Source organism: Bradyrhizobium sp. SSBR45G (assembly GCF_030159255.1).
Classification (GTDB): domain Bacteria; phylum Pseudomonadota; class Alphaproteobacteria; order Rhizobiales; family Xanthobacteraceae; genus Bradyrhizobium.
In genome coordinates, this window is the sequence record NZ_BSCT01000001.1 from 417,782 (window position 1) to 437,744 (window position 19,963).

The 19,963-nt window shown below is 65.4% G+C and carries 18 protein-coding genes and 1 tRNA gene; 13 read left to right on the top strand and 6 right to left on the bottom strand.

The window, feature by feature from the left end; all coding sequences use genetic code 11:
- The first annotated feature begins 330 nt into the window (after window positions 1-330).
- Window positions 331-1,635, top strand: a complete 1,305-nt coding sequence (locus tag QQL87_RS01960) for a hypothetical protein (RefSeq protein ID WP_284416062.1) — start codon at window positions 331-333, stop codon at window positions 1,633-1,635.
- 30 nt (window positions 1,636-1,665) lie between these two features.
- Here QQL87_RS01960 and QQL87_RS01965 read toward each other — a convergent pair whose 3' ends face one another.
- Both QQL87_RS01965 and QQL87_RS01970 read right to left on the bottom strand, forming a co-directional pair.
- The gene (locus QQL87_RS01965) at window positions 1,666-1,869 is read right to left on the bottom strand and encodes a hypothetical protein (RefSeq protein ID WP_284416061.1); all 204 of its coding nucleotides are present in this window, start codon (window positions 1,867-1,869) and stop codon (window positions 1,666-1,668) included.
- A 158-nt stretch (window positions 1,870-2,027) separates the two neighbouring features.
- A complete protein-coding gene (locus QQL87_RS01970) occupies window positions 2,028-2,657 on the bottom strand; it encodes a TetR/AcrR family transcriptional regulator (protein ID WP_284416060.1) in 630 nt (209 codons plus the stop codon).
- A gap of 118 nt (window positions 2,658-2,775) precedes the next feature.
- Here QQL87_RS01970 and QQL87_RS01975 point away from each other — a divergent pair, with 118 nt between their 5' ends.
- Entirely contained in the window at window positions 2,776-3,198 is a 423-nt protein-coding gene (locus QQL87_RS01975; protein WP_284416438.1) for a tautomerase family protein, read from the top strand.
- Between the two features lie 85 nt (window positions 3,199-3,283).
- Window positions 3,284-3,685, top strand: a complete 402-nt coding sequence (locus tag QQL87_RS01980) for a VOC family protein (protein ID WP_284416059.1) — start codon at window positions 3,284-3,286, stop codon at window positions 3,683-3,685.
- A gap of 82 nt (window positions 3,686-3,767) precedes the next feature.
- Here QQL87_RS01980 and QQL87_RS01985 read toward each other — a convergent pair whose 3' ends face one another.
- Entirely contained in the window at window positions 3,768-4,214 is a 447-nt protein-coding gene (locus QQL87_RS01985; protein ID WP_284416058.1) for a DUF6130 family protein, read from the bottom strand.
- 131 nt (window positions 4,215-4,345) lie between these two features.
- Here QQL87_RS01985 and QQL87_RS01990 point away from each other — a divergent pair, with 131 nt between their 5' ends.
- A complete protein-coding gene (locus QQL87_RS01990; RefSeq protein WP_284416057.1) occupies window positions 4,346-4,987 on the top strand; it encodes a TetR/AcrR family transcriptional regulator in 642 nt (213 codons plus the stop codon).
- Between the two features lie 134 nt (window positions 4,988-5,121).
- On the opposite strand, the gene QQL87_RS01995 is transcribed toward QQL87_RS01990, so the two are convergent.
- A tRNA-Ser gene (locus tag QQL87_RS01995) sits at window positions 5,122-5,211 on the bottom strand.
- Between the two features lie 83 nt (window positions 5,212-5,294).
- On the opposite strand from QQL87_RS01995, the gene QQL87_RS02000 reads away from it, so the two are divergent.
- Both QQL87_RS02000 and QQL87_RS02005 read left to right on the top strand, forming a co-directional pair.
- Window positions 5,295-5,528: a hypothetical protein gene (locus tag QQL87_RS02000; protein ID WP_284416056.1), complete on the top strand. Its 234-nt coding sequence runs from the start codon at window positions 5,295-5,297 to the stop codon at window positions 5,526-5,528.
- Between the two features lie 631 nt (window positions 5,529-6,159).
- Window positions 6,160-7,080, top strand: a complete 921-nt coding sequence (locus QQL87_RS02005; RefSeq protein WP_284416055.1) for a septal ring lytic transglycosylase RlpA family protein — start codon at window positions 6,160-6,162, stop codon at window positions 7,078-7,080.
- 101 nt (window positions 7,081-7,181) lie between these two features.
- Here the strand turns inward: QQL87_RS02005 and QQL87_RS02010 are convergent, their stop codons facing one another.
- Window positions 7,182-12,671: an IPT/TIG domain-containing protein gene (locus QQL87_RS02010; RefSeq protein WP_284424099.1), complete on the bottom strand. Its 5,490-nt coding sequence runs from the start codon at window positions 12,669-12,671 to the stop codon at window positions 7,182-7,184.
- A gap of 804 nt (window positions 12,672-13,475) precedes the next feature.
- On the opposite strand from QQL87_RS02010, the gene QQL87_RS02015 reads away from it, so the two are divergent.
- The 4 genes from QQL87_RS02015 to QQL87_RS02030 all read left to right on the top strand — a co-directional run bounded on the left by QQL87_RS02015 (window position 13,476) and on the right by QQL87_RS02030 (window position 15,822).
- Window positions 13,476-14,018: a phage tail protein gene (locus tag QQL87_RS02015; protein ID WP_284416053.1), complete on the top strand. Its 543-nt coding sequence runs from the start codon at window positions 13,476-13,478 to the stop codon at window positions 14,016-14,018.
- 129 nt (window positions 14,019-14,147) lie between these two features.
- On the top strand, window positions 14,148-14,675 hold the full coding sequence (locus QQL87_RS02020) for a phage tail protein (RefSeq protein WP_284416052.1): 528 nt from the start codon (window positions 14,148-14,150) through the stop codon (window positions 14,673-14,675).
- A 60-nt stretch (window positions 14,676-14,735) separates the two neighbouring features.
- Complete coding sequence (locus tag QQL87_RS02025; protein ID WP_284416051.1) at window positions 14,736-15,284, top strand: phage tail protein; 549 nt, start codon at window positions 14,736-14,738, stop codon at window positions 15,282-15,284.
- A gap of 22 nt (window positions 15,285-15,306) precedes the next feature.
- Window positions 15,307-15,822 (top strand): GNAT family N-acetyltransferase, encoded by a 516-nt coding sequence (locus QQL87_RS02030; protein ID WP_284416050.1) that lies wholly within the window; start codon window positions 15,307-15,309, stop codon window positions 15,820-15,822.
- Window positions 15,823-15,834: 12 nt separating this feature from the next.
- On the opposite strand, the gene QQL87_RS02035 is transcribed toward QQL87_RS02030, so the two are convergent.
- Window positions 15,835-16,791: an alpha/beta fold hydrolase gene (locus tag QQL87_RS02035; protein WP_284416049.1), complete on the bottom strand. Its 957-nt coding sequence runs from the start codon at window positions 16,789-16,791 to the stop codon at window positions 15,835-15,837.
- 203 nt (window positions 16,792-16,994) lie between these two features.
- Between QQL87_RS02035 and QQL87_RS02040 the strand changes: the two genes are divergently transcribed.
- From QQL87_RS02040 to QQL87_RS02050, 3 genes are read left to right on the top strand one after another with little or no spacing between them, the layout of a single operon-like run.
- Window positions 16,995-18,215 (top strand): D-alanyl-D-alanine carboxypeptidase family protein, encoded by a 1,221-nt coding sequence (locus QQL87_RS02040; protein ID WP_284416437.1) that lies wholly within the window; start codon window positions 16,995-16,997, stop codon window positions 18,213-18,215.
- Window positions 18,216-18,219: 4 nt separating this feature from the next.
- The gene (gene tmk / locus QQL87_RS02045; protein ID WP_284416048.1) at window positions 18,220-18,903 is read left to right on the top strand and encodes a dTMP kinase; all 684 of its coding nucleotides are present in this window, start codon (window positions 18,220-18,222) and stop codon (window positions 18,901-18,903) included.
- Entirely contained in the window at window positions 18,900-19,940 is a 1,041-nt protein-coding gene (locus tag QQL87_RS02050; protein WP_284416047.1) for a DNA polymerase III subunit delta', read from the top strand. The genes tmk and QQL87_RS02050 overlap by 4 nt, the downstream gene beginning before the upstream one ends.
- Window positions 19,941-19,963 lie beyond the last annotated feature (23 nt).

The following is a 19,963-nucleotide window of genomic DNA, read 5'->3' on the forward strand; positions in this document are numbered from 1 at the left end:
TCCTGTTACCCAGAACCGGACGATCGACCTGTTGAGGGTGATCCCCCGGACGGCGCAGAATTGAGGTGGCTGCAGAGCTGGGATGGGGGCGTTCCCCGACGTCGGAACGGTCACGTGCGCGCGAGATGGACCGCGCGCCAAAGCTGCATTAGAAACAAATTGCAATACGTTTCAAAGTGCATTCGCTATTGGCTCGCATATGATCGTACCGTCAGATCCGTCGCCGACCTCCGTATCGCGTCGGGTCACAATAAAGCCAGGCGTGACCGCGAGTAGACCAGCGGGCGGCTCAGCTTGGCGTCTGGAGGAAATTTGTTTTCGAGAGTACGAATGCGCCGTTGGATCGAAGCGCGGCTGGGTCTTGGCGAAGCCAGCGCTGCGAACTGGCTGGACGCCGATGCCAAACGTTTCATCGAGGCTTTGCAGTCGGAGTTGAAGGCTGCCAAGGATGACGCGCAGCGCTACAAGCGCATTACCGAAGAGATGGGCGTGATCATGGGCCGTCTGCGCGACGAGCGCGACAGCCACAAGCTCGAATGGGAGTCGGCCTCCGCGGAGCTGCGCCGGCTGACACGGCCGCGCGCGACGACCGCTTCCGCCAATGGCGCGGCGCTCCGCAGCGGCCGTGATGCACCGGTGTTGAAGAATACGCCGTCGTCGGCGCTGCGGGTGCTGTGCGTCGGCACGGGGCGGGACGGCACGACGTCCCTCACGCGCATGATGCAGGAGATCTTCGACCACCAGGGCAACGGCGACAGGGCCGTGCACGAATGGGGGTCGCGCGAGCTCAACGAGCTGTTCTGCCGTCTCAAGGAAACCAAGGACAGCAGCATCGAGGAAGAGATTCGTCAGATGATCCGCGACTGCCCCCACGCCTGCGTGGTCGGCAATGGCTACGCGGCTGTCCTGCCGATCATCGCCGAGCTGCTCGGCGACCAGATCACGCTGGTGCATTTGCGCCGCCGCGACCGCGCGGCCTGCATCGCCAGTCTGGCCGAGAATGCAGAATTGTCGCCGCAGAACCATGTCTACTACGCCGACTCGCCGGCCGCGGAGCGCAAGCGCCCGACCGCTTTCCACTTCGGCGAGATGACGCAGCCGCAATGGTTCGAGCTGTCGCTGACCGACAAGTTCGGCTGGTACTACGACAAGACGCATTCCCTGATCGAAAGATACGCGAACCTGTTCCCGAACACGCTCGCGGTCGACACGGAGGATCTCGCCGCGGACAGCGTGCGTGCCGCGTTGGCTCATGCAGCCGGCAGCACCGAGGCGCCGCGAGCCTTCCACGTCAACCGCTTCGTGGATCTGCGCCATGTGCCGGCCGATCGCCGCAGCTTCGTGCAACGGCTGCTCGGCCAGCTCGACGTCCAGATGCTCGCCCACGACGACCTGTACGGGCTGCGACAGGTGCTGAACGAGATGATCTATCATCTCGCTCATTTTCCGGACGCGGCGCCCGGTGCGCTGGATGAGCTGCGCTGGACCCTGGTCGAGATGCACAGGCTGCTCGATAACCGCATCGGCGACGTCCGCGAGTTGATGGAACGGGTCGGTGTGGTCCCGGACGTGGCTGGCGTGTTGAACGGCCAGGGCGCTCCGCGGGCGAGCAAAGAAGCCTACCTGAACAGCTGACAGGTCGTGGCGAGCGGGAGGCTGGCCGGATCAGCTTTTGAAAGATGCACCCGACCGCCGCGCCGGCGTGCCCGCGTTCAGAGTGCGCTGGCCGGCGCTGTCCGCAGCCAGCCGGTCCATCGCACTCTCCTCGATCAGGAGCCTGATGAGCGCCATCCGCTTCTGTTCGTCATTGGCTTCGGCCAGCAATCGACGATACCGGCCATGGTCGTACCCTGGTTCATCAACCCGCATGTCACGCCCCCGCGCACGACTTTTCCCAGCGATCAAAGTGTTCTGCAATCGTCGTGATCCGCAAGCGGCGCTCGCTGCCGACGCGGGCTTGTCCCCAGTTAGGGACCGGGTGAGGGAGCAACACCATCATCGCGAACAGTCGCGGGAGGTGTACGGCTTTAAGCTTTTCGCCGGTCACTTGGAGCGCCTTGCGCGTCCGGGCCGGTCAAACGTATCGCCGCTCGCGCGACAGACTGGGCGATGCGTTCAGACAGGGCAGGGTCCGAAACGGCGCGAGCCAGTGTCACGCCGCCGCTGAGCATGGCCAGCAGCACGATCGCCTGATCCTCCCGCGAAGGCGCAGGGGAGGCCAGTCCACCGTTCTCCGGCAAGCCCGCGGCGATCTCGCTGACCAGAAGCCTCAGCTCGGCCGTATAGGCAGCTCGCGTGTCCTGATCCGCGCGCATCACGTCGGGAGAGAGGCTCGGCAGGGCACAGCTCTCGCCGAGATCGCAGGTCCGCTTATAGCCGAGATAGAACTTCACAAACGTCTTCAGCCATCCCTTGGGCTCGCTGGCCTTGAGCGCGGCAATTCCCTGACGGAGTTCGTCCAGGCCGGACAGCACGGCCGTGCGGAAAGCGTCGCTCTTGGATTTGAAGTGACCATAGAACGCGCCGTTGGTCACGCCCGCGGCCTTGGTCAACGCATCGATGCCGGCGCCGCCATAACCGGCCTGCCGAAACACCCGGCCTGCGGCGGCGACGACCTTCGCCTTGGTCTCCTGCTTGTGCTCCGCGCTGTAACGCATGGTCCGATCCCCGAGAGAGAACGCTTCAATTAGGCCTTGCAAAGAGAGTGATCAATATTTATTGATAGAGAGCGTTCGGTATTTAAGATGCGATCGCTGCTCGAATGAGGAGAAATCCATGCCCATCACACTCACCTTGCCCGACGGATTGTTGTCGCCACGCGAACAGGCCGAAGCCTTTGCCGGCTTGACGGATGCGCTCCTGGAAGTGTCGGGTCTTGCCGGGAACGCTTTCATGGCGGCGAATATCGTCGGTTCGATCAATGTGCTGCCGAAAGAACGTGTGCTTGCTGGCGGCAAGCCGGTTGCGGCCGCTTTCATCGAGCTCAAGCTGCCTGAGATCGCGCTGGCGACGCGCGAGGCGAAAACAGCCTTTCTCGAGAAGGCGACCGATGTCGTCGAAAAGGCCGGCGGTGGACGGTTGAAGCGAGAGCATATCTGGTCGAACATCGTCTACGCTCCCGACGGAGCCTGGGGCATTGCCGGAGAAAGCTACGGCAACGCGGATCTCGTCGCGGCGATCGCCGATGCCACAGCATAATCATTCCTGAAACGAACGAAGCTTTGCGATGGCCGGGACGCGCGGCGCAGCTCTCGCGCGGTGCGGCAGCGCGTGGAGATCATCGATGCAGTTGGCAAACTATCTCTTCTTCACGACGCAATGCGAAGCCGCGCTTGCCTTCTACACGCAATGCGGTCTCGGCCACGTCACGACGCTCGTACGCCATGGCGAGCGGGGTATCCCGATCGCCAGCGAGGCCATGAGAGGCAAGATCATGCATGCCCGTTTCGAGGGACCGGGGGTTCTGTTCTTCGCGTCGGACAATCACGACGCCGAGCCGATGCGCGGCTCCGCCCACATCCTCATCATGGACGATCGCAAAACGACTGATGTGTTGTTCACGAAGCTCGCCGTCGGCGGCAAGGTGACGACGCCGCTCGCGCTGCAGCCGTGGGGCAGCTACTATGGCAAGCTCACCGATCGGTTCGGCGTTCAATGGATGCTGGACTGCGCGTCTTCGTCTTAGCCACGCGGCAGGCTACGTTCGAGATGATAAGCAGGATGCTGGCGCGATCGCTTTATGACCATCTGCTCGGCGAACGGCCGTCTCAGTGCGATGCAGGCCGCTGGGGAATCTCGAAGGTTCGTGTTTCGGCATCGAGGACCTTGTGAGTCGCATCGGCAAGTTCGATCAGCACGCGGTGGGATCCCGGCGACAGACCTTGGAGGATGATCGGTTCGTCGCTGGCGTGAAGCCAATGCCACGGGCCGTCATCGACCGTGATGTGAAGGTGGCCGAGCCGCGGGACGACCTGACTCGCGGTCTCGCCGTAGAGCGGCACGATCTTCAGGTTCTCGGTTCGGAACGTGATGATCACCAGCCCGGCGGAGAGCGGACCAGCGAGCGGCTGATTGACAACAAGGTGCGCGGGGGGCTGCGGCGGCGCTGACACCGTCTGTGTCATATGCTCCTGAGCGAGGGCTCCAGACCATCCCATCGGATCAAAGACCGACAGGGCAAGGACGAAACCGAGAAAGGCATTACGCGATGTCATAGGTTTCACCCAGCTTTGCGGAGCGGCCAAACGCTCAATGTAATCATCGATTACATTGAGCGGCGACCGCTGTCCAGCGTCATGTCATCAGCGATTACGCGCTTGGCTGATTGCGCTATACCGGTGGCATCATGGCCTCGTCCAACTCATCGAAAACCAGGTCGGCAGTTCGCCAAGGCTATCATCATGGCAATCTGCGCCAGGCCCTTCTCGATGCGGCGGTGCTGTTGATCGAGACCAAGGGTCTCGATCAGGTGAGCGTGCGCGAAGTGGCCAAGATCGCGGGCGTATCGCCCGGGGCGCCCTTCCGCCATTTCCCGAGTCGGACCGCGCTGCTGACAGCCGTCGCGGAACAGGCGATGGACCGGTTGATCGCGGAAATCGACAACGCGCTTGCCGCAGCGGAGGGCGAGACTTCCCTCATGCGATACCGGGCGATCGGGATCGGCTTCTTCCGTTGGGCAATTGCCAACCCGGTCCATTTCCAGGTCATTTCCACGCGCACCGCGATCGATTTCGACGGCTCTTCGCTGGTCCATCGCAATGGCGAGATTCGTGCCGTCATGGTCCGCCTGATGCGGGACGCTGAGACGGAGGGACTGCTCCGGAATGGCGATGCGGCCCGCCACGCGGTGGCAGGCCGTGCGCTGGCCTATGGCCTCGCGCGGATGTACATTGATGGACAATTCCCGAGTTGGGGACTGCGCGGCGCAGACCCACTCGAGGAAGTGATTGGAATGTTCGACCTCTTCATCTCCTCGATCGCCGCCTGAGCGGCTTTCGGATCCGGCACGTCGCCGCCTTTGCAGCAAGCGACTCGCGGACGACCTCGGCGGAGGGGGCCCGCGGCCGGATATAGAATTGCGCTCTGACGTGGTCCTGGTGAGGCCGTCTTGGCGGAACGTCGTGGCGGAAGGGGTGGGATTCGAACCCACGGTGCCCTTGCGGGCACGCCGGTTTTCAAGACCGGTGCCTTAAACCACTCGGCCACCCTTCCATCCGGTTCGAATCCGGAACAGCGGCGAATCCCTCGAAAATCGTGGCGGGGCTTTCGTCGCAGCCCCTGTTTATGGTGCCGGCTTGCGGCTCGTCAACGGCGCTTTGACGCGCTGGCCGAATCTCGCCGAAGCAAGACGAGTCCGCGTCGCGCTTCGCGCGATTCCGTTGCTGGTCGACCAGGCCGTCAATCTGGCGCCCGTTGGCGCCAATGCTGCCCGGCTTCGGTTTATCGGAAAAAAGATCATCAGTCCGGAGCACAAGACCAGCGTGCTCACGGCTGTCAGGGCGAGGAAACTGCCCGAAAGCAAGTTTTGATGTCGCATCGGGCCACCAGCTTCGGCCGCACTGCGGGTCCGACCTCCTGACGAGGTTCGGACGAAGATCGGCAGTATGTAAAAGTTCGCAAATTGCAGCTTCAGGTCAATCCTGAAGTGTCGTTCTCGAAGAGCGGACGAGAGCCGGCCATCACGCCGGCTGTCCGACTTGTCACGCATCAGGCCCGCGAACGGACGCCCTCAAACGCATGAGCAAGGAAGATCCCGGCGCCAACCAAGCCCATCACTGCTGTCATTGCTTCGATCATCGCGAACACACCCTTGTTGCGCCCCGTGTGAAGGAAACGACGTGCAGCCCTGCACAGTCAAAATGATTCAGGTCCCGGTAATTGAGAACGCCCTCGGGTGAGGATTTCACGCAACATATGTGTCCAAAAAGGTGCACTTGAAACATCACGGCGCAGAAAGCTGCACGCTTGGGCAGCTATCGGACTCCGCGACAACCGCTGGAAAGCTCCGGTTAACCACGGCGGGGTCCACCCCATTTCCGCCGTGTTCGGGTTGCGTTATTCTTGTGCATTGAGTTGCGGGGGACGCGACTCGGGGAAGCCGGGGGCCGGCGGGCTAGATGTTGGCTCGGACGGCAGCCGGCGCAGTGGTATTTGGGGTCGATGGGGACTGATCAAGCAGATCCGGCCGGGAAAGCGGTGCGCAGCGCCATCGCGATTGTCGCCTGCCTGATGGTGGCGAATTGCGCCTCGTCGAACAAGTTCGCCAGCAAGGTCGACCCAAAGTATGGCGTGTCGTCGAGCCCGCGCGTCGTCGGCTTCGGCGAGCCGGTGCCCAAGGGCGGCGGCGTCTACCGAATCGGCAAGCCCTACACGGTCGCCGGCAAGACCTACGTGCCGGAAGAGGACGCCAACTACCGCGCCGAGGGCATGGCGTCCTGGTATGGCGATGATTTTCACGGCCGGCTGACCGCCAATGGCGAGGTCTTCGACATGACCTCGCTGACCGCGGCGCATCCGACCCTGCCGCTGCCGAGCTACGCCCGCGTCACCAATCTCGCCAACGGCAAATCGCTCATCGTCCGCATCAATGACCGCGGTCCGTATCATGGCGACCGGCTGATCGACGTCTCCAACAAGGCGGCCGATCTGCTCGAGTTCAAGGGCAACGGCATCGCCAAGGTGCGTGTCGAATATGTCGGCCGCGCTCCGCTCGAAGGCTCTGATGACACCCAGCTGATGGCGACCTTGCGCACCGGCATCCCGGCGCCGGCGCCCTCGCTGGTGCGTGTCGCCTCGGCCAAGCCATTCGTGCCCGACGTCGGCGCGGGCCGGCCGATTCGCGGCGAGATCCCGCTGCCGGAGGGGCGCCCCTATACGCTCGGCAACACCTCGGCCGACATCGCCTCGATCGGCGCGACCTCGGAGATGTCGGCTTCCGGCCGGACGCGGGGACGCACGCTCGACAATCCGCGCGCTGTCTCCTACGACCAGGACGGTCGCTACGCAGGGCAGGGCAGGGCGGAGGCAAACGATGGCGCCGACGAAGCCCGCGACATCATGGGCGGCCGCGGCCTGTACTGAGATCGCCAACAACGGCCTTCACCTACGGCTTAGAAACAACAGCTCGACCGATTGAACCGCCCCATGCCGGGGCGGTTTCGATTCCGGTGGTCACTCAGGCTCTATTGCGCCGAGAACGGCACCCGCGCTCTGGCCGAGTAGGTCCAGACATGGGTGGTGCTGCCAATGCCGCCGAACTCGGCGCCGAGCCCAACGCTGGCCCCGCCCGGCGTCCTGATGCCGAGACCGCCGGTGGCGCGCGCCGACCAGCCCTGCAGCAACGGGGTGGAGGCCAGAGCGGTGCCGGCGAGCGCGGCGGCATCCTCCTTGTTGAAGTAATAGTCGCCATACAGGCCGACGAATGGGGTCAGCACCAATCCGCTGTCGAGCCAGGCCACGGGGTAGGCGGCCCTCAGGCCGCCGGAGGCGCGGCCGCTGGCGAAATCATGGGTGCCCTGCAGAGTCCCGAGCGAGTCGGTGTAGGCGTTCTCGTGCTCCCACAGCGCGTAGACCTTGGCCGAGGGCTCGAGCAGGAAGCCATAGGCCTGGTACAGGCCGGTCAGCCCGGTTGCCACCATCCAGCGCTGGCCATTGAAATTGCCCTGCGCGGTGCCGGCGGTGCCGTTGTAGCCGATGCCGGAATAGGCCACCGCCGCATCGTAGCGCAGCGTCGGCGACAGCTTCCAGCCGAGATAGGCGCCCACCGTCCAGCCGTCGCCCTTGAGCTTTCCGTTGATGTCCTGCTCCGTGTAGCTGAAGGTCTCATAGCCGCCGAGGGCGCCAATCAGGAAGTTCGGTGCCGCCTTGTACGTCACCCCCATCAGGGCGTTGAGCTGCTGGCCGTAGAGCGAGGACTGGCTGGCCTGGGCGACGCCGGCGATCGTCGTGGTGCCCCAGCGGTCGATGCCGGTGCTGCGCACATCGGCCCACAACAGCCATTGCTTGTCCTCATGCCATCTCGGCGCGGCCTTCTTCGGCGCCTGCTGGTCGATCGCCGCGAAGGCATTGTCGATCCGCGACCGGCCTCGGCCGGATCGGCCGTCGGTCCCGAGGCTGCCACCGCGATCGGCGCCATAGGCGCTGCTGCCCGACCCGGCCGCGCCGGGGAGGGCCGCGACGTCGTCCTGGTCACGCGGGTCAGCCGAGAAGTTAAAGCGCATGCGGCCATTGCCGGGTGTCAGCAAGGGGCCGCCATCGTTGAAACCATCGGCGATGGCATCGTCGATCGCCCCGGAGATGGCCTGTCCCGAATTCTGCGCCACCATTTTGGTGACGTTGAGCTGAAGGGCGCGGAGCCTGACGCTGTCGAGTGGCACGTTCACCGTCTGCGCCAGGCCGGGCGAGGTGCTGGCCGCGAAGCTTGGGCTGCCGCCATAGTTGGCTGTGATCGTGTGGCTGCCGACCGCGAGCGCCGATGTGGTGAAGGTCGCAACGCCGCCACTCAGCGTCGCTGTTCCGATCGCCGTGCCGTTGTCGCTGAAGGTGACCGTGCCCGTCGGCGTTCCACCCGCCCCGGTGACCGTTGCCGTGAACGTCACGGCCTGACCGGCCTGGCTCGGGTTCTGCGACGATGTCAGCGCCGTCTGCGTCGCCGCCGACAGATAGGCGAAACGGTCAGCGGCCGAGGCAGCTGAAGTTTGTCCGCTGTTGGTGACAGTGACATCGACCGTACCGCTGCCGGCCGGCGAAATGGCCGTGATGGAGGTCGCCGAGTTGACGTTGTAGCTCGCCGCATTGACGGCGCCGAACTTCACGCCTCCCGCGCCGGTGGTGCCGGCGAATCCGGTGCCCGTGATGGTCACCGTGGTGCCACCCGCCGCAGGGCCTGACGTCGGCGAGATCGATGTCACCGTCGGCGCGCCGAAATAGGTGAACTGGTCGGCTGCCGAGGTCGCCGAGGTGCCGCCAGCGGTGGTGACCCTGACGTCGACGGTGCCGGTGCCGGCCGGCGAGGTCGCCGTGATCGAGGTGGCCGAGTTGACCGTGAAGCCGGTCGCCGGAGTCGCGCCGAAGTTCACCGCGGTTGCTCCCGTGAAGCCGGAGCCGGTGATGGTGACCGACGTGCCGCCGATCCCAGGTCCGGAGGTTGGTGCGATCGAGCTGACCGTCGGAGCTGCGGTATAGGTGAATTGATCCGCCGCCGAGGTTGCCGACGTGCCGCCCGCGGTGGTGACGCGGACGTCCACCGTGCCGGCGCCGGCCGGCGATGTCGCGGTGATCGAGGTCGCCGAGTTCACCGTGAAGCCGGTCGCAGGCGTGGCGCCGAAATTGACCGCCGTGGCGCCGGTGAAGCCGGTGCCGGTGATGGTCACCGACGTGCCTCCCGCCAAGGGCCCGGCGGTCGGTGCGATCGACGTCACGGTCGGGACCGGCGAGTAGGTGAACTGATCGGCAACTGACGTCGCCGAGGTGCCGTTCGGCGTGGTCACGCGAACATCGACCGTGCCGGTCCCCGCCGGTGAAGTGGCCGTGATCGAGGTGGCGGAATTGACGGTGAACCCGGTCGCAGGCGTCGCGCCGAAATTCACTGCAGTCGCCCCGGTGAAGCCGGTGCCGGTGATGGTCACTGAGGTGCCGCCGGCGACAGGCCCGGATGTCGGCGAAATCGACGTCACGGTCGGCGGGCCGATATAGGTGAACTGGTCGGCCGCCGAGGTCGCCGAGGTGCCGCCGGCAGTGGTGACCCGGATATCGACCGTACCGGTGCTGCCGGCGGGCGAGGTCGCCGTGATCGAGGTCGCCGAATTCACCGTGAAGCCGGTCGCCGGCGTGGCACCAAAATTCACCGCGGTCGCTCCGGTGAAGTTCGTGCCGGTGATGGTCACCGAGGTGCCGCCGGCCACCGGCCCCGAGGTCGGCGAGATCGAGGTGACGGTCGGTGCAGGGATGTAGGTGAACTGGTCGGCTGCCGAGGTCGCCGAGGTGCCGCCCGCAGTGGTGACCCTGATGTCGACGGTGCCGGTGCCGGCGGGCGAGGTCGCCGTGATCGAGGTGGCGGAATTGACCGTGAAGCCGGTCGCCGGCGTCGCGCCGAAATTGACCGCCGTGGCGCCAGAGAGATTGGTGCCGGTGATGGTCACGGAGGTGCCGCCGGCACCGGGCCCCGACGTCGGGGAGATCGATGTCACCGTCGGTGCGGCGACATAAGTGAACTGGTCGGCCGCCGAGGTGGCGGAGGTGCCGCCAACGGTGGTCACCGTCACGTCGACGGTGCCGGTGCCAGCGGGCGAGGTCGCCGTGATCTGCGTCGCCGAATTGACCGTGAAGCCGGTCGCCGGCGTCGCACCGAAGTTCACCGCGGTGGCGCCGCTCAGGTTGGTGCCGGTGATCGTGACCGTGGTGCCGCCGGTCTGTGGACCCGCCGTCGGCGAGATCGATGTCACCGTTGGCGTCCCAATATAGGTGAATTGGTCGGCGGCCGAGGTGGCCGAGGTGCCGCCGGCCGTGGTGACCCTGACATCGACCGTCCCCGTGCCGGCCGGCGAGGTCGCCGTGATGGAGGTCGCCGAATTAACGGTGAACCCGGTCGCAGGCGTCGCACCGAAATTGACCGCGGTCGCACCGGTGAAGTTGGTGCCGGTGATGGTCACCGTCGTGCCGCCGGCCACCGGCCCTGAGGTCGGCGAGATCGAGGTCACCGTCGGTGCGGGGATGTAGGTGAACTGGTCGGCGGCCGAAGTCGCCGAGGTGCCGCCTGCGGTCGTGACGCGGACGTCGACGGTGCCCGTTCCCGCCGGCGACGTCGCGGTGATCGAGGTCGCCGAGTTGACCGTGAAGCCGGTCGCTGGCGTCGCGCCGAAATTGACCGCGGTGGCCCCGCTGAAGTTGGTGCCGGTGATGGTCACCGTGGTGCCGCCACCACCTGGTCCCGATGTCGGCGAGATCGAGGTCACCGTCGGTGCGGCCACGTAAGTGAATTGATCAGCTGCACTGGTTGCCGACGTTCCGCCGACGGTCGTGACGGTCACGTCGACGGTGCCTGTCCCGGCCTGCGAGGTTGCCGTGATCTGGGTGGCCGAGTTGACCGTAAAGCCGGCAGCCGGCGTCGCGCCGAAATTCACCGCGGTGGCGCCGCTGAAGCCGGTGCCGGTGACGGTCACGGTGGTGCCGCCGGTCGTCGGTCCCGCCGTTGGCGAGATCGAGGTCACAGTCGGCGCGGCGACATAGGTGAATTGATCCGAGGCCGAGGTGGCCGAGGTGCCGCCGGCCGTGGTCACCCTGATATCGACCGTGCCGGTGCCGGCCGGCGACGTCGCGGTGATCGAGGTGGCCGAGTTGACCGTGAAGCCGGTTGCAGGCGTCGCGCCGAAATTGACCGCGGTCGCGCCGGTGAAGTTGGTGCCGGTGACGGTGACCGTCGTGCCGCCGGCCAACGGCCCCGAAATCGGCGAGATCGAGGTCACCGTCGGTGCAGGAATGTAGGTGAACTGGTCGGAAGCCGAGGTGGCCGAGGTGCCACCGGCGGTCGTGACGCGGACGTCGACGGTGCCCGTTCCCGCTGGCGACGTCGCGGTGATCGAGGTCGCTGAGTTGACCGTGAAGCCGGTCGCCGGCGTGGCGCCGAAATTGACCGCGGTCGCCCCGCTGAAATTGGTGCCGGTGATGGTCACCGTGGTGCCGCCGGCGCCGGGGCCCGTGGTCGGCGAGATTGAGGTCACGGTCGGTGCGGGGATGTAGGTGAACTGATCGGCGGCAGACGTGGCCGATGTTCCGCCCACAGTGGTGACGGTCACATCGACGGTGCCGGTCCCGGACGGCGAGGTCGCGGTGATCTGAGTCGCCGAATTGACCGTAAATCCGGTCGCCGGCGTGGCGCCGAAGCTGACCGCCGTGGCGCCGCTCAAATTGGTGCCGGTGATGACGACAGATGTACCGCCGGCGCCGGGTCCCGATGTCGGCGCGATCGACGATACCGTGGGCGCGGCCACATAGGTGTATTGATTCGCCGGCGCCGCCTGGGATGCGGCGCCATTGGTGACCGTCACATTGACGGTGCCCGCCGACCCGGCCGGCGCGACCGCCGTGATCTGGGTGCTGGAGTTGACCACGTAGCTGGTCGCATTGTTCGAACCGAACTTCACGCCGCCGGCGCCGGTGGTCCCCGAGAATCCGGTGCCGGTGATGACGACCGAGGTGCCGCCCGCGGTCGGGCCGGAATTCGGTGACAATGCGGTGACGGAGAGGCTGGGCGTGACGTTCGTGAGCGAGATGGTCAGGCCGCTATCGGTGGTGCCGAACGTGCCAGTGCCAACATCAGTCGTCGACGAATAGTTCAGAATGATCGTGTCGGAGGTCGTCGGCGGCGCCGTCGTCATCGTCAGATTATAGGTTACGTAGTAGGCATTGCCGTTATTGGGATCAATCGTCTCGATCGGCGTGATCGTGTAGACGCCCCCATTCGAACCAGCGATCGATGCGGACGTGTCGGATCCGGCCCCTGTAATCGGGAAACCAGTATTTGTGTCGGTTCCGCACGCATTGTACAGGCCGCTGTTGGCGATTCGATTGTATTGCGTGCCCGTTTTCGGCACGAGCGTCGCGCCGGGACCGGTGGCGCCGTTGACGCTGAATGTGATCTGCGAGTTCAGCGCAATGCTCGTCGAAACCGTCAATGCGGACACGGCCGAGCAGTTGGCAGCCCAGGCGTCACTTGCAACAAAGCATACGAGGCCCGCGACTGCCGAGACAAGGGCGTAGCGCCGCGCGCTGGCTTTGCCAGGCCGGGAGGCAGAGGCTGTCGCATGGGATGACGCGCGTGCCGGCGGTCTGTCGAGCGAGCAGCCGAAAGCGTGGGCGAATGCGTCCCCCATTGCACGGACCAGCATCCAGATCCCGGCAGCAGCTACGCAGATCAATCGCGTTGCCTGCCAAGCGGCCGCGTTCAGCGCCGGAAGACAACCTTGTCCGGTCCTGGTCGTGAAATTCACTACGCCCCCTTCGCGACATCGTCTCCCAAGTCTCGATGCCGCAGCAAAATCATTGATCAGATAAATTGAGTTCTACCGATTGTGTGCATTAGCACGTGACTTCGCGCTGCGAGCAAGCCGCGGACGACGGGTTCCCGGCAAAACTTCTACCAGGGCAGGTAGTTTTCGACCGTCAGTTGCAACTCGGCAACAGGGCAGTGTTGGATAGAGCGGGCGCGCCGCACGCCAGCAGCGGCACACGTTGCGCGGCTGCTGACCCGCCGCCTCGCCGCATGCGCGATACGGCCATAAGTTGTCGCGCTCGATGATTGCGCGTGCGGGCTTGACTGTTGCTGGTTCGCCCCCTAACAATCTTGGCGAGCATATGATTGCGATGTACTACCGTTTTTGGCCCGCCACGCGTCGATATTCCGCACGTCAACGAATCCGCACTTCAATTCTGCACTTCAATGAAGAGGCGATCCATCGCCTGATGGAAGAGGGGGGAGCATGCCGTCACAGCCCATCCTGGGTCAGATCATGCCTTTTGCCGGCACGACGGTGCCGAGAGGATGGGCGCTGTGCAACGGCGCCCTCCTGGCAATCCAGACCAATCAGGCGCTGTTTTCATTACTCGGCACCTACTACGGTGGTGATGGTATCCAGACGTTCGGACTGCCCGACCTGCGCGGCCGCGCGATTCTCGGGTCCACCGGCAGCAGTGGCGAATTTCCTGCCGGCATGACCAGCGGCACGGTTTCAGTGACCCTGAACGCGCAGCAGCTTCCAAGCCACAACCACATGATTCTGGCATCGACTGCGCAGGGAACGGGACGAGGCGCTGCTGCGACGAACAATCTTTTTGGCACAAACACGATTCCGCCAGCCGGCCCAAAGTCCATCTTCCTGACCGCAGGGAGCGGAGAAGTACCGCTCGCGCCGGGTACGAATGTCGTCGATGAAGGCGGCAATCAAGCGCACAACAACATGCAGCCCTATCTCGTCATCAACTACATGATTGCGCTCAACGGCATCTTTCCGTCTCGCGACTGAGACTTCCACCGCGAAGCGTTCAGCCCCCGCAAACCGCTTCCATGCTTGAGCTTTCCCGAACTGCGCTTCGTGAGAGGCGCCCCGTTCCTGACGCTGATTTGCAATCGATGCTTGAAAGGGACTTCGGCGATGTCAGACCCCTTTATTGGCGAAATCCGGCTGTTCGGGTTCCCACGGGTGCCGGATGGCTGGCTGGCCTGCAATGGACAGAGCCTGTCGATCTCGGAATACACCCCGCTTTATACCCTCATCGGTACGATCTATGGCGGCGATGGCGTGCAGACCTTCAATACGCCCGATCTGCGCGGTCGCGTGCCAATCGGCCAGGGCCAGGGGCCGGGTCTGCCGCTGTACGTGCTTGGCCAAATCGCAGGCGAGGACGAGCACGTTCTGATCGAGAACGAGATGCCCGTGCATAACCACGCACTGATGTCGTCGACCGCCGCCGCCGAGACGGGGACGCCCGGAACGATGGTTCACTTGGCCACGGCGTCAGCCGGAAATCTTTACGCGCCGGCGGCGGATGCCGCGCCGTATGAGACGATGGCGGCCTGCGTCGCATTGGCAGGCAACACTGTCCCGCACAACAACATCATGCCGACGGTCGTGGGCAACTACTGCATCTGCTTCAACGGCGTCTTCCCGTCATCGGGCTGATCGCACCCCGTCCTGCGCGTCGGCAGATTTCACGCTTCACTGGATTTGAGGAGAGACCAAGTGTCGGACCCGTATGTCGGCGAAATCCAGGCCTTTCCGTTTAGCTTTGCTGCTCAGGGCTTCAACCAGGCCTGGCTGCCATGCTTTGGCCAGTTGCTGCCGATCCAGCGATTCACACCATTGTTTGCCTTGATCGGCACCTATTACGGCGGCAACGGGACCAGCAATTTCCAGTTGCCCAATCTGAGCGGCTCTATCACCAACGGCCAAGGTGATGGTCCGGGTCTCCAGCCGCGGGTGTTCGGCGAATCGATCGGGAGCAGCACGGTCGGCCTGGTCACCAGTGAGATGGCGGCGCACACCCACGGTCTGCAGTTGGGGAGCAAGACGGCCGCAAATGCGGCGCCTGGTCCGGGAACGGCCGGGACCATGGCCGCCATCGATCCCATCTTCAATGGTTTCGTGCCGCTGCCGAGCACCACCACGCTGGCACCGAACGCCATGACTCTGACCGGGCAGGGCATTCCGCATGACAACACGCAGCCGACCCAGGCGCTGATCTGGTGCATCGCCTATGCCGGCATCTTCCCGTCGTTCAACAATTCCTGAACCGATGGACGCGATCGCGTTGATGACGATCGCAACCGAGATCGTCTCGCCGGATGCCCGATTGCGGTTGCGGCTCGCCGGGACCGCCGATGAGCCGTTTCTTCGCGACCTCTTCAAATCCGTCAAAGGCGCCCAACTCGCAACAGCCGGCCTGCCGCCCGCGATGCGCGACCTCGTGCTGGCGCAGCAATATCGCGCGCAGGTCGCGGGCTATGCGGCGCAATGCCCTGCGGCGCAATCGCTGATCATCCTCCGCGATGGTGCGCCGGTCGGACGGCTGCTGCTCGACCGCGCGGCGTCGCGATGGCACGTGGTCGATCTGGCGTTGCTGCTGGGGGCACGCAACGCCGGTGTCGGTCGCGAGATCATGCAGGCGGTCGCCACGGCGGCACGGGAGCAGGGCGCCGCGGTGCTGTCGCTCGCGGTCGCGACGGCCAATGAGGACGCGATGCGATTCTACGTCCGGCTGGGTTTCCAAGATGTCGCTGACGGTGCGAACGCGTCGCATCGCAAAATGGAGCTGACGCTCGCCCGCTGAGCTCGCTCCGGCTCACGGGCGAACAGGCGCCACCTCGCGCAGGAACGCGATCAACGCCTCATTCACCGCTTCAGCGCATTCCTGCTGGATCCAGTGCCCCGCGCCCTCGATGATCAGCTTGCGCCGGAGATCGGGCAGCACGCGCGCCATCTCCTGAACGCGCTTGGCGCCGATGATCCCGGTCACGACCGCGTCCTCGCTGCCGGCGATGAACAGTGACGGCTGACGGATCTGCGCATCCTGCCAGGGCGCGGTGAGCTCCCAGTTGCGATCGATGTTGCGGTACCAGTTCAGGCCACCGCGAAAACCGGACACGCGATAGGCGTCGATGAACTCCGCGAGGTCGGCCTCGCTCAGCCACGCGGGCAGAGGCAGGTCCGGGGTCGCGGCGCCGAGGAAGCCGTTGCCCGGCGCGACGAACAGCGACTGCGGATCGGAGAAGCCGCGCGCCAGCACGGTGCGCATCGTCAGCGCGACGTCGCGCTCGAGTTCGGTCTCTGCGACACCAGCGGTCTGAAAATACTGCCAGTAGAAGTTCTCGATCCCGCCAGCCCGCAGCGTGTCGAGCGGCCGGGCCCGACCGCGGAACGGAGGCGGGACGCTCAGGCCGGCGACGGCCGTGAACAGGTCGGGCCGGAACAGCGCGGCGTGCCACGCCACCGGCGCGCCCCAGTCGTGGCCGATGATGATGGCCTGCCGCTCGCCGAGCGCGCCGACCAGCGCCACCATGTCGCCCACGATGTCGAAGATCGTATAGGCGGCGGCGTCGGCCGGCGCCTGCGAGCGGCCGAAACCGCGCATGTCCGGTGCGGCGACGCGATAGCCGGCCCCGGCGAGAGCCGGAATCTGGTGCCGCCACGAATAGGACAGCTCGGGCCAGCCGTGGCACAGCAGCACGAGCGGCCCCGCGCCCTGCTCGCGCACGAACAGCTCAATTCCATTGGCCTTGACGATCCGCGTCGATGACACCGTATCCGCCCTCGATTGCCTGATTTTTACGTGGCTGTCGCAATGGTATCGCACCGCCTGCGAGGCTGCGCAAATCCCGGGACAGTTGCCGGATCCGCAGGACTGCCGAGTTGTTTGCGCATCGCGCAGCTGCTAGTTTGCAAGCGCGCTCCAGAGCTTAGCCGATGGATTTCATGACCTTCCCGTTCCCTCGCTCCGGTTTGATGTCCGGACGGGCGACGCGTGCGCTCGTCGTCCTGGCGGCCGTGATCGCCGTCGGGTGGAGCGGCATGCTCTACGCCGCCAATCAGAGCGTCCAGGGCGCGAAAAAGGACGACGGCGGCTTCGACGGTGATGCGCCGACCGCGATCCTGGTCGAAGCCAGCAGCGGCAGCGTGCTGTTCGAGAAGAATGCGGACGAGCTGCGCGCGCCGTCGAGCATGATGAAGCTGATGACCGCCGAGGTCGTCTTCAACGCCGTCAAGGACGGCACGATCAAGCTCACCGACGAGTACCGGATCAGCGAGAACGCCTGGCGGCGGGGCGGGGCGCCGTCCGGCGGCTCGACCATGTTCGCCGCGCTGAACAGCAAGGTCTCGGTCAGCGACCTGCTGCGCGGCGCCCTCATCCAGAGCGGCAACGATGCCTGCATCGCGCTCGCCGAGGGCATGGCGGGCAACGAGAAGATCTTCGCGGCCGACTACATGACCAAGCGCGCCCGCGAGCTCGGCCTGACCAAGTCGACTTTCGCCAATTCCAACGGGCTGCCGGACCCCGGCAACAAGATGACGGTGCGCGAGTTGGCGATGCTCGCCCGGCACATCATCCTGGATTTCCCGGAGTTCTATAAGATCCTCGGCGAGAAGGAATTCACCTGGAACAAGATCCGGCAGCAGAACCGCAATCCGCTGCTGAATGCGATGGAAGGGGCCGACGGGCTCAAGACCGGCTTCACCAAGGAAGGCGGCTACGGCATGGTCGGCTCGGCCGTGCAGAACGGCACGCGGCTGATCGTCGTGGTCAACGGTCTGGAGGATCCCGAGGACCGCGCCACCGAAGCCAAGAAGATGCTCGAATGGGGCTTCCGCAATTTCGAGACCCGCACCTTGTTCGCCGCCGACCAGACGCTCGGCTATGCCAAGGTGTTCGGCGGCGAGAGCCGCTCGGTCAAGCTGTCCAGTCCGGTGCCGGTCAAGGTGATGGTGCAGAAGAACGGCGGCGAGAAGCTGATCGCGCGTGTCGTCTACAGTGGACCCGTGAAGGCGCCGATCGAGCCGGGTCAGAAGGTCGGGGTTGTCAGGGTCTGGCGCGGCCCCAATATCGCCATGGAGGCCCCCGTCTATGCCGCAGAGGCAGTGGGCAGGGGGTCGACGATGCGGCGCGCGATCGATGGGGCCAGCGAGCTCGTGATCGGAATGTTCCGCGCCGGGGCCGAGAAGCTCTAGAGACATGGCGGATTTAGCTTTGAAACGTGGTCCTGGCCGCGGCCGATTCGTCACTTTCGAGGGCGGCGAGGGCGCGGGAAAATCCACGCAGATCAAGATCTTGGCGGACCGTCTTGAGAAAGACGGCGTGCGCATCGTGCTGACCCGCGAGCCCGGCGGATCGCCGGGGGCGGAAATCATGCGCCACCTCGTGCTGTCAGGGATGGGCAAGCTGCTCGGGCCTGAAGCCGAGACGCTGCTGTTCGCGGCCGCCCGCGACGACCATGTGCGCAACGTGATTCTCCCGGCCCTGAACCAGGGCAGCTGGGTGCTGTGCGACCGCTTCTTCGATTCGACGCGGGCCTACCAGGGCAGCCAGGGCAAGGTCGCGCCCGACGTGCTCAATGCGATGCAGCGGGTGACGATCGGCGATCTCAAGCCGGACCTCACCGTGATCCTGGACGTGCCTGCGGAGGTCGGGATGAAACGGGCCGCGGATCGGCGCGGCAACGGCGCACCGGATCGCTTCGAGGGCGAGGACGTCAAGTTCCACCAGGGCCTGCGCGAGGCGTTCCGCAAGATCGCGGCCGACGATCCCAAGCGCTGCGTCCTGATTGATGCGACGGCGAGCGCCGACAACGTTTCGCACATCATCTGGGATGCCGTGCGCGAGCGGCTGCTCGCGGTAGCCGTGGCTGCCGCCTCATGAGCGCGCGCAAGGTCGAGCCTGAGATCAGCGTCCGCCATCCGCGCGAGACGACCGCCCTGTTCGGACACCGCGAGGCCGAAGCGGCGCTGCTGTCCGCCTATCGCAGCGGACGGATGGCGCATGCCTGGCTGATCGGCGGCCCGCAGGGGATCGGCAAGGCCACGCTGGCCTACCGCATGGCCCGCTTCGTGCTGGCGCACCGCGATCCCGCCTCCGCCGAGGTGGGCGCGGCTGATTCGCTGCATGTCGCTCCGGACGACCACGTCGCGCGTCTGATCGCCTCCGAGGCCCATGGCGGACTGCTCACCCTGGAGCGGTCAGCCAACGACAAGGGCTTGCTGCGCACCGTCATCACCGTCGACGAGACCCGCGAGACGATCTCGTTCTTCGGCTCGACCGCGGCGGTCGAGGGCTGGCGCGTCTGCATCGTCGACACCGTCGATGAGCTCAATACCAACGCTGCCAATGCGCTGCTCAAGATCCTCGAGGAGCCGCCGCAGCAGTCGCTGTTCCTGCTCGTGAGCCACGCGCCGGCGCGGGTGCTCGCCACCATCAAGTCGCGCTGCCGCAGGTTGTCGCTGCGGGCGCTGTCGACCGACGACGTGATGCGTGCCGCGGCCGAGGCCACCGGCAGCGATGCGGCCGATCCGGCGCTGCGCGAGGCGGCGAGCGCGTCCGAGGGCAGCGTCGCGCGGACCCTGATGCTGCTCGGCGGCGACGGGCTGCAGCTGCAGACCCGGACGGCGGCGCTGCTCGCGAGCCTGCCGCGCATCGATCCAAGCGAGCTCCATGCCCTGGGCGACGCGCTCGGAACCAGCGACCGCGTGGCGCTGGCGAGCTTCCTCGACAGCATCGAGCGCTGGGTGGCGGCGCGGCTGCGCGCCGGTGACGCCAACGCGGAACTGCCGCGCCTTGCACGGCTGGCGGAGGTATGGGAAAAGATCGTCCGCGCCGCGCGCGACACCGAATCCTATAATCTGGAACGAAAACCGCTGGTTTTCTCGGTGTTCGGGATGCTCGCCGAAGCCACGCGCTGACCGCGCCGACCATCATCCCGAGA

Excerpts from the sequence above, each read along its gene's own strand:
- QQL87_RS01960 (WP_284416062.1), top strand. The coding sequence starts at position 331 with ATGCGCCGTTGGATCGAAGCGCGGCTGGGTCTTGGCGAAGCCAGCGCT.
- QQL87_RS01965 (WP_284416061.1), bottom strand. The coding sequence starts at position 1,869 with ATGCGGGTTGATGAACCAGGGTACGACCATGGCCGGTATCGTCGATTG.
- QQL87_RS01970 (WP_284416060.1), bottom strand. The coding sequence starts at position 2,657 with ATGCGTTACAGCGCGGAGCACAAGCAGGAGACCAAGGCGAAGGTCGTC.
- QQL87_RS01975 (WP_284416438.1), top strand. The coding sequence starts at position 2,776 with ATGCCCATCACACTCACCTTGCCCGACGGATTGTTGTCGCCACGCGAA.
- QQL87_RS01980 (WP_284416059.1), top strand. The coding sequence starts at position 3,284 with ATGCAGTTGGCAAACTATCTCTTCTTCACGACGCAATGCGAAGCCGCG.
- QQL87_RS01985 (WP_284416058.1), bottom strand. The coding sequence starts at position 4,214 with ATGACATCGCGTAATGCCTTTCTCGGTTTCGTCCTTGCCCTGTCGGTC.
- QQL87_RS01990 (WP_284416057.1), top strand. The coding sequence starts at position 4,346 with ATGGCCTCGTCCAACTCATCGAAAACCAGGTCGGCAGTTCGCCAAGGC.
- QQL87_RS02005 (WP_284416055.1), top strand. The coding sequence starts at position 6,160 with ATGGGGACTGATCAAGCAGATCCGGCCGGGAAAGCGGTGCGCAGCGCC.
- QQL87_RS02015 (WP_284416053.1), top strand. The coding sequence starts at position 13,476 with ATGCCGTCACAGCCCATCCTGGGTCAGATCATGCCTTTTGCCGGCACG.
- QQL87_RS02020 (WP_284416052.1), top strand. The coding sequence starts at position 14,148 with ATGTCAGACCCCTTTATTGGCGAAATCCGGCTGTTCGGGTTCCCACGG.
- QQL87_RS02030 (WP_284416050.1), top strand. The coding sequence starts at position 15,307 with ATGACGATCGCAACCGAGATCGTCTCGCCGGATGCCCGATTGCGGTTG.
- QQL87_RS02040 (WP_284416437.1), top strand. The coding sequence starts at position 16,995 with ATGTCCGGACGGGCGACGCGTGCGCTCGTCGTCCTGGCGGCCGTGATC.
- tmk (WP_284416048.1), top strand. The coding sequence starts at position 18,220 with ATGGCGGATTTAGCTTTGAAACGTGGTCCTGGCCGCGGCCGATTCGTC.
- QQL87_RS02050 (WP_284416047.1), top strand. The coding sequence starts at position 18,900 with ATGAGCGCGCGCAAGGTCGAGCCTGAGATCAGCGTCCGCCATCCGCGC.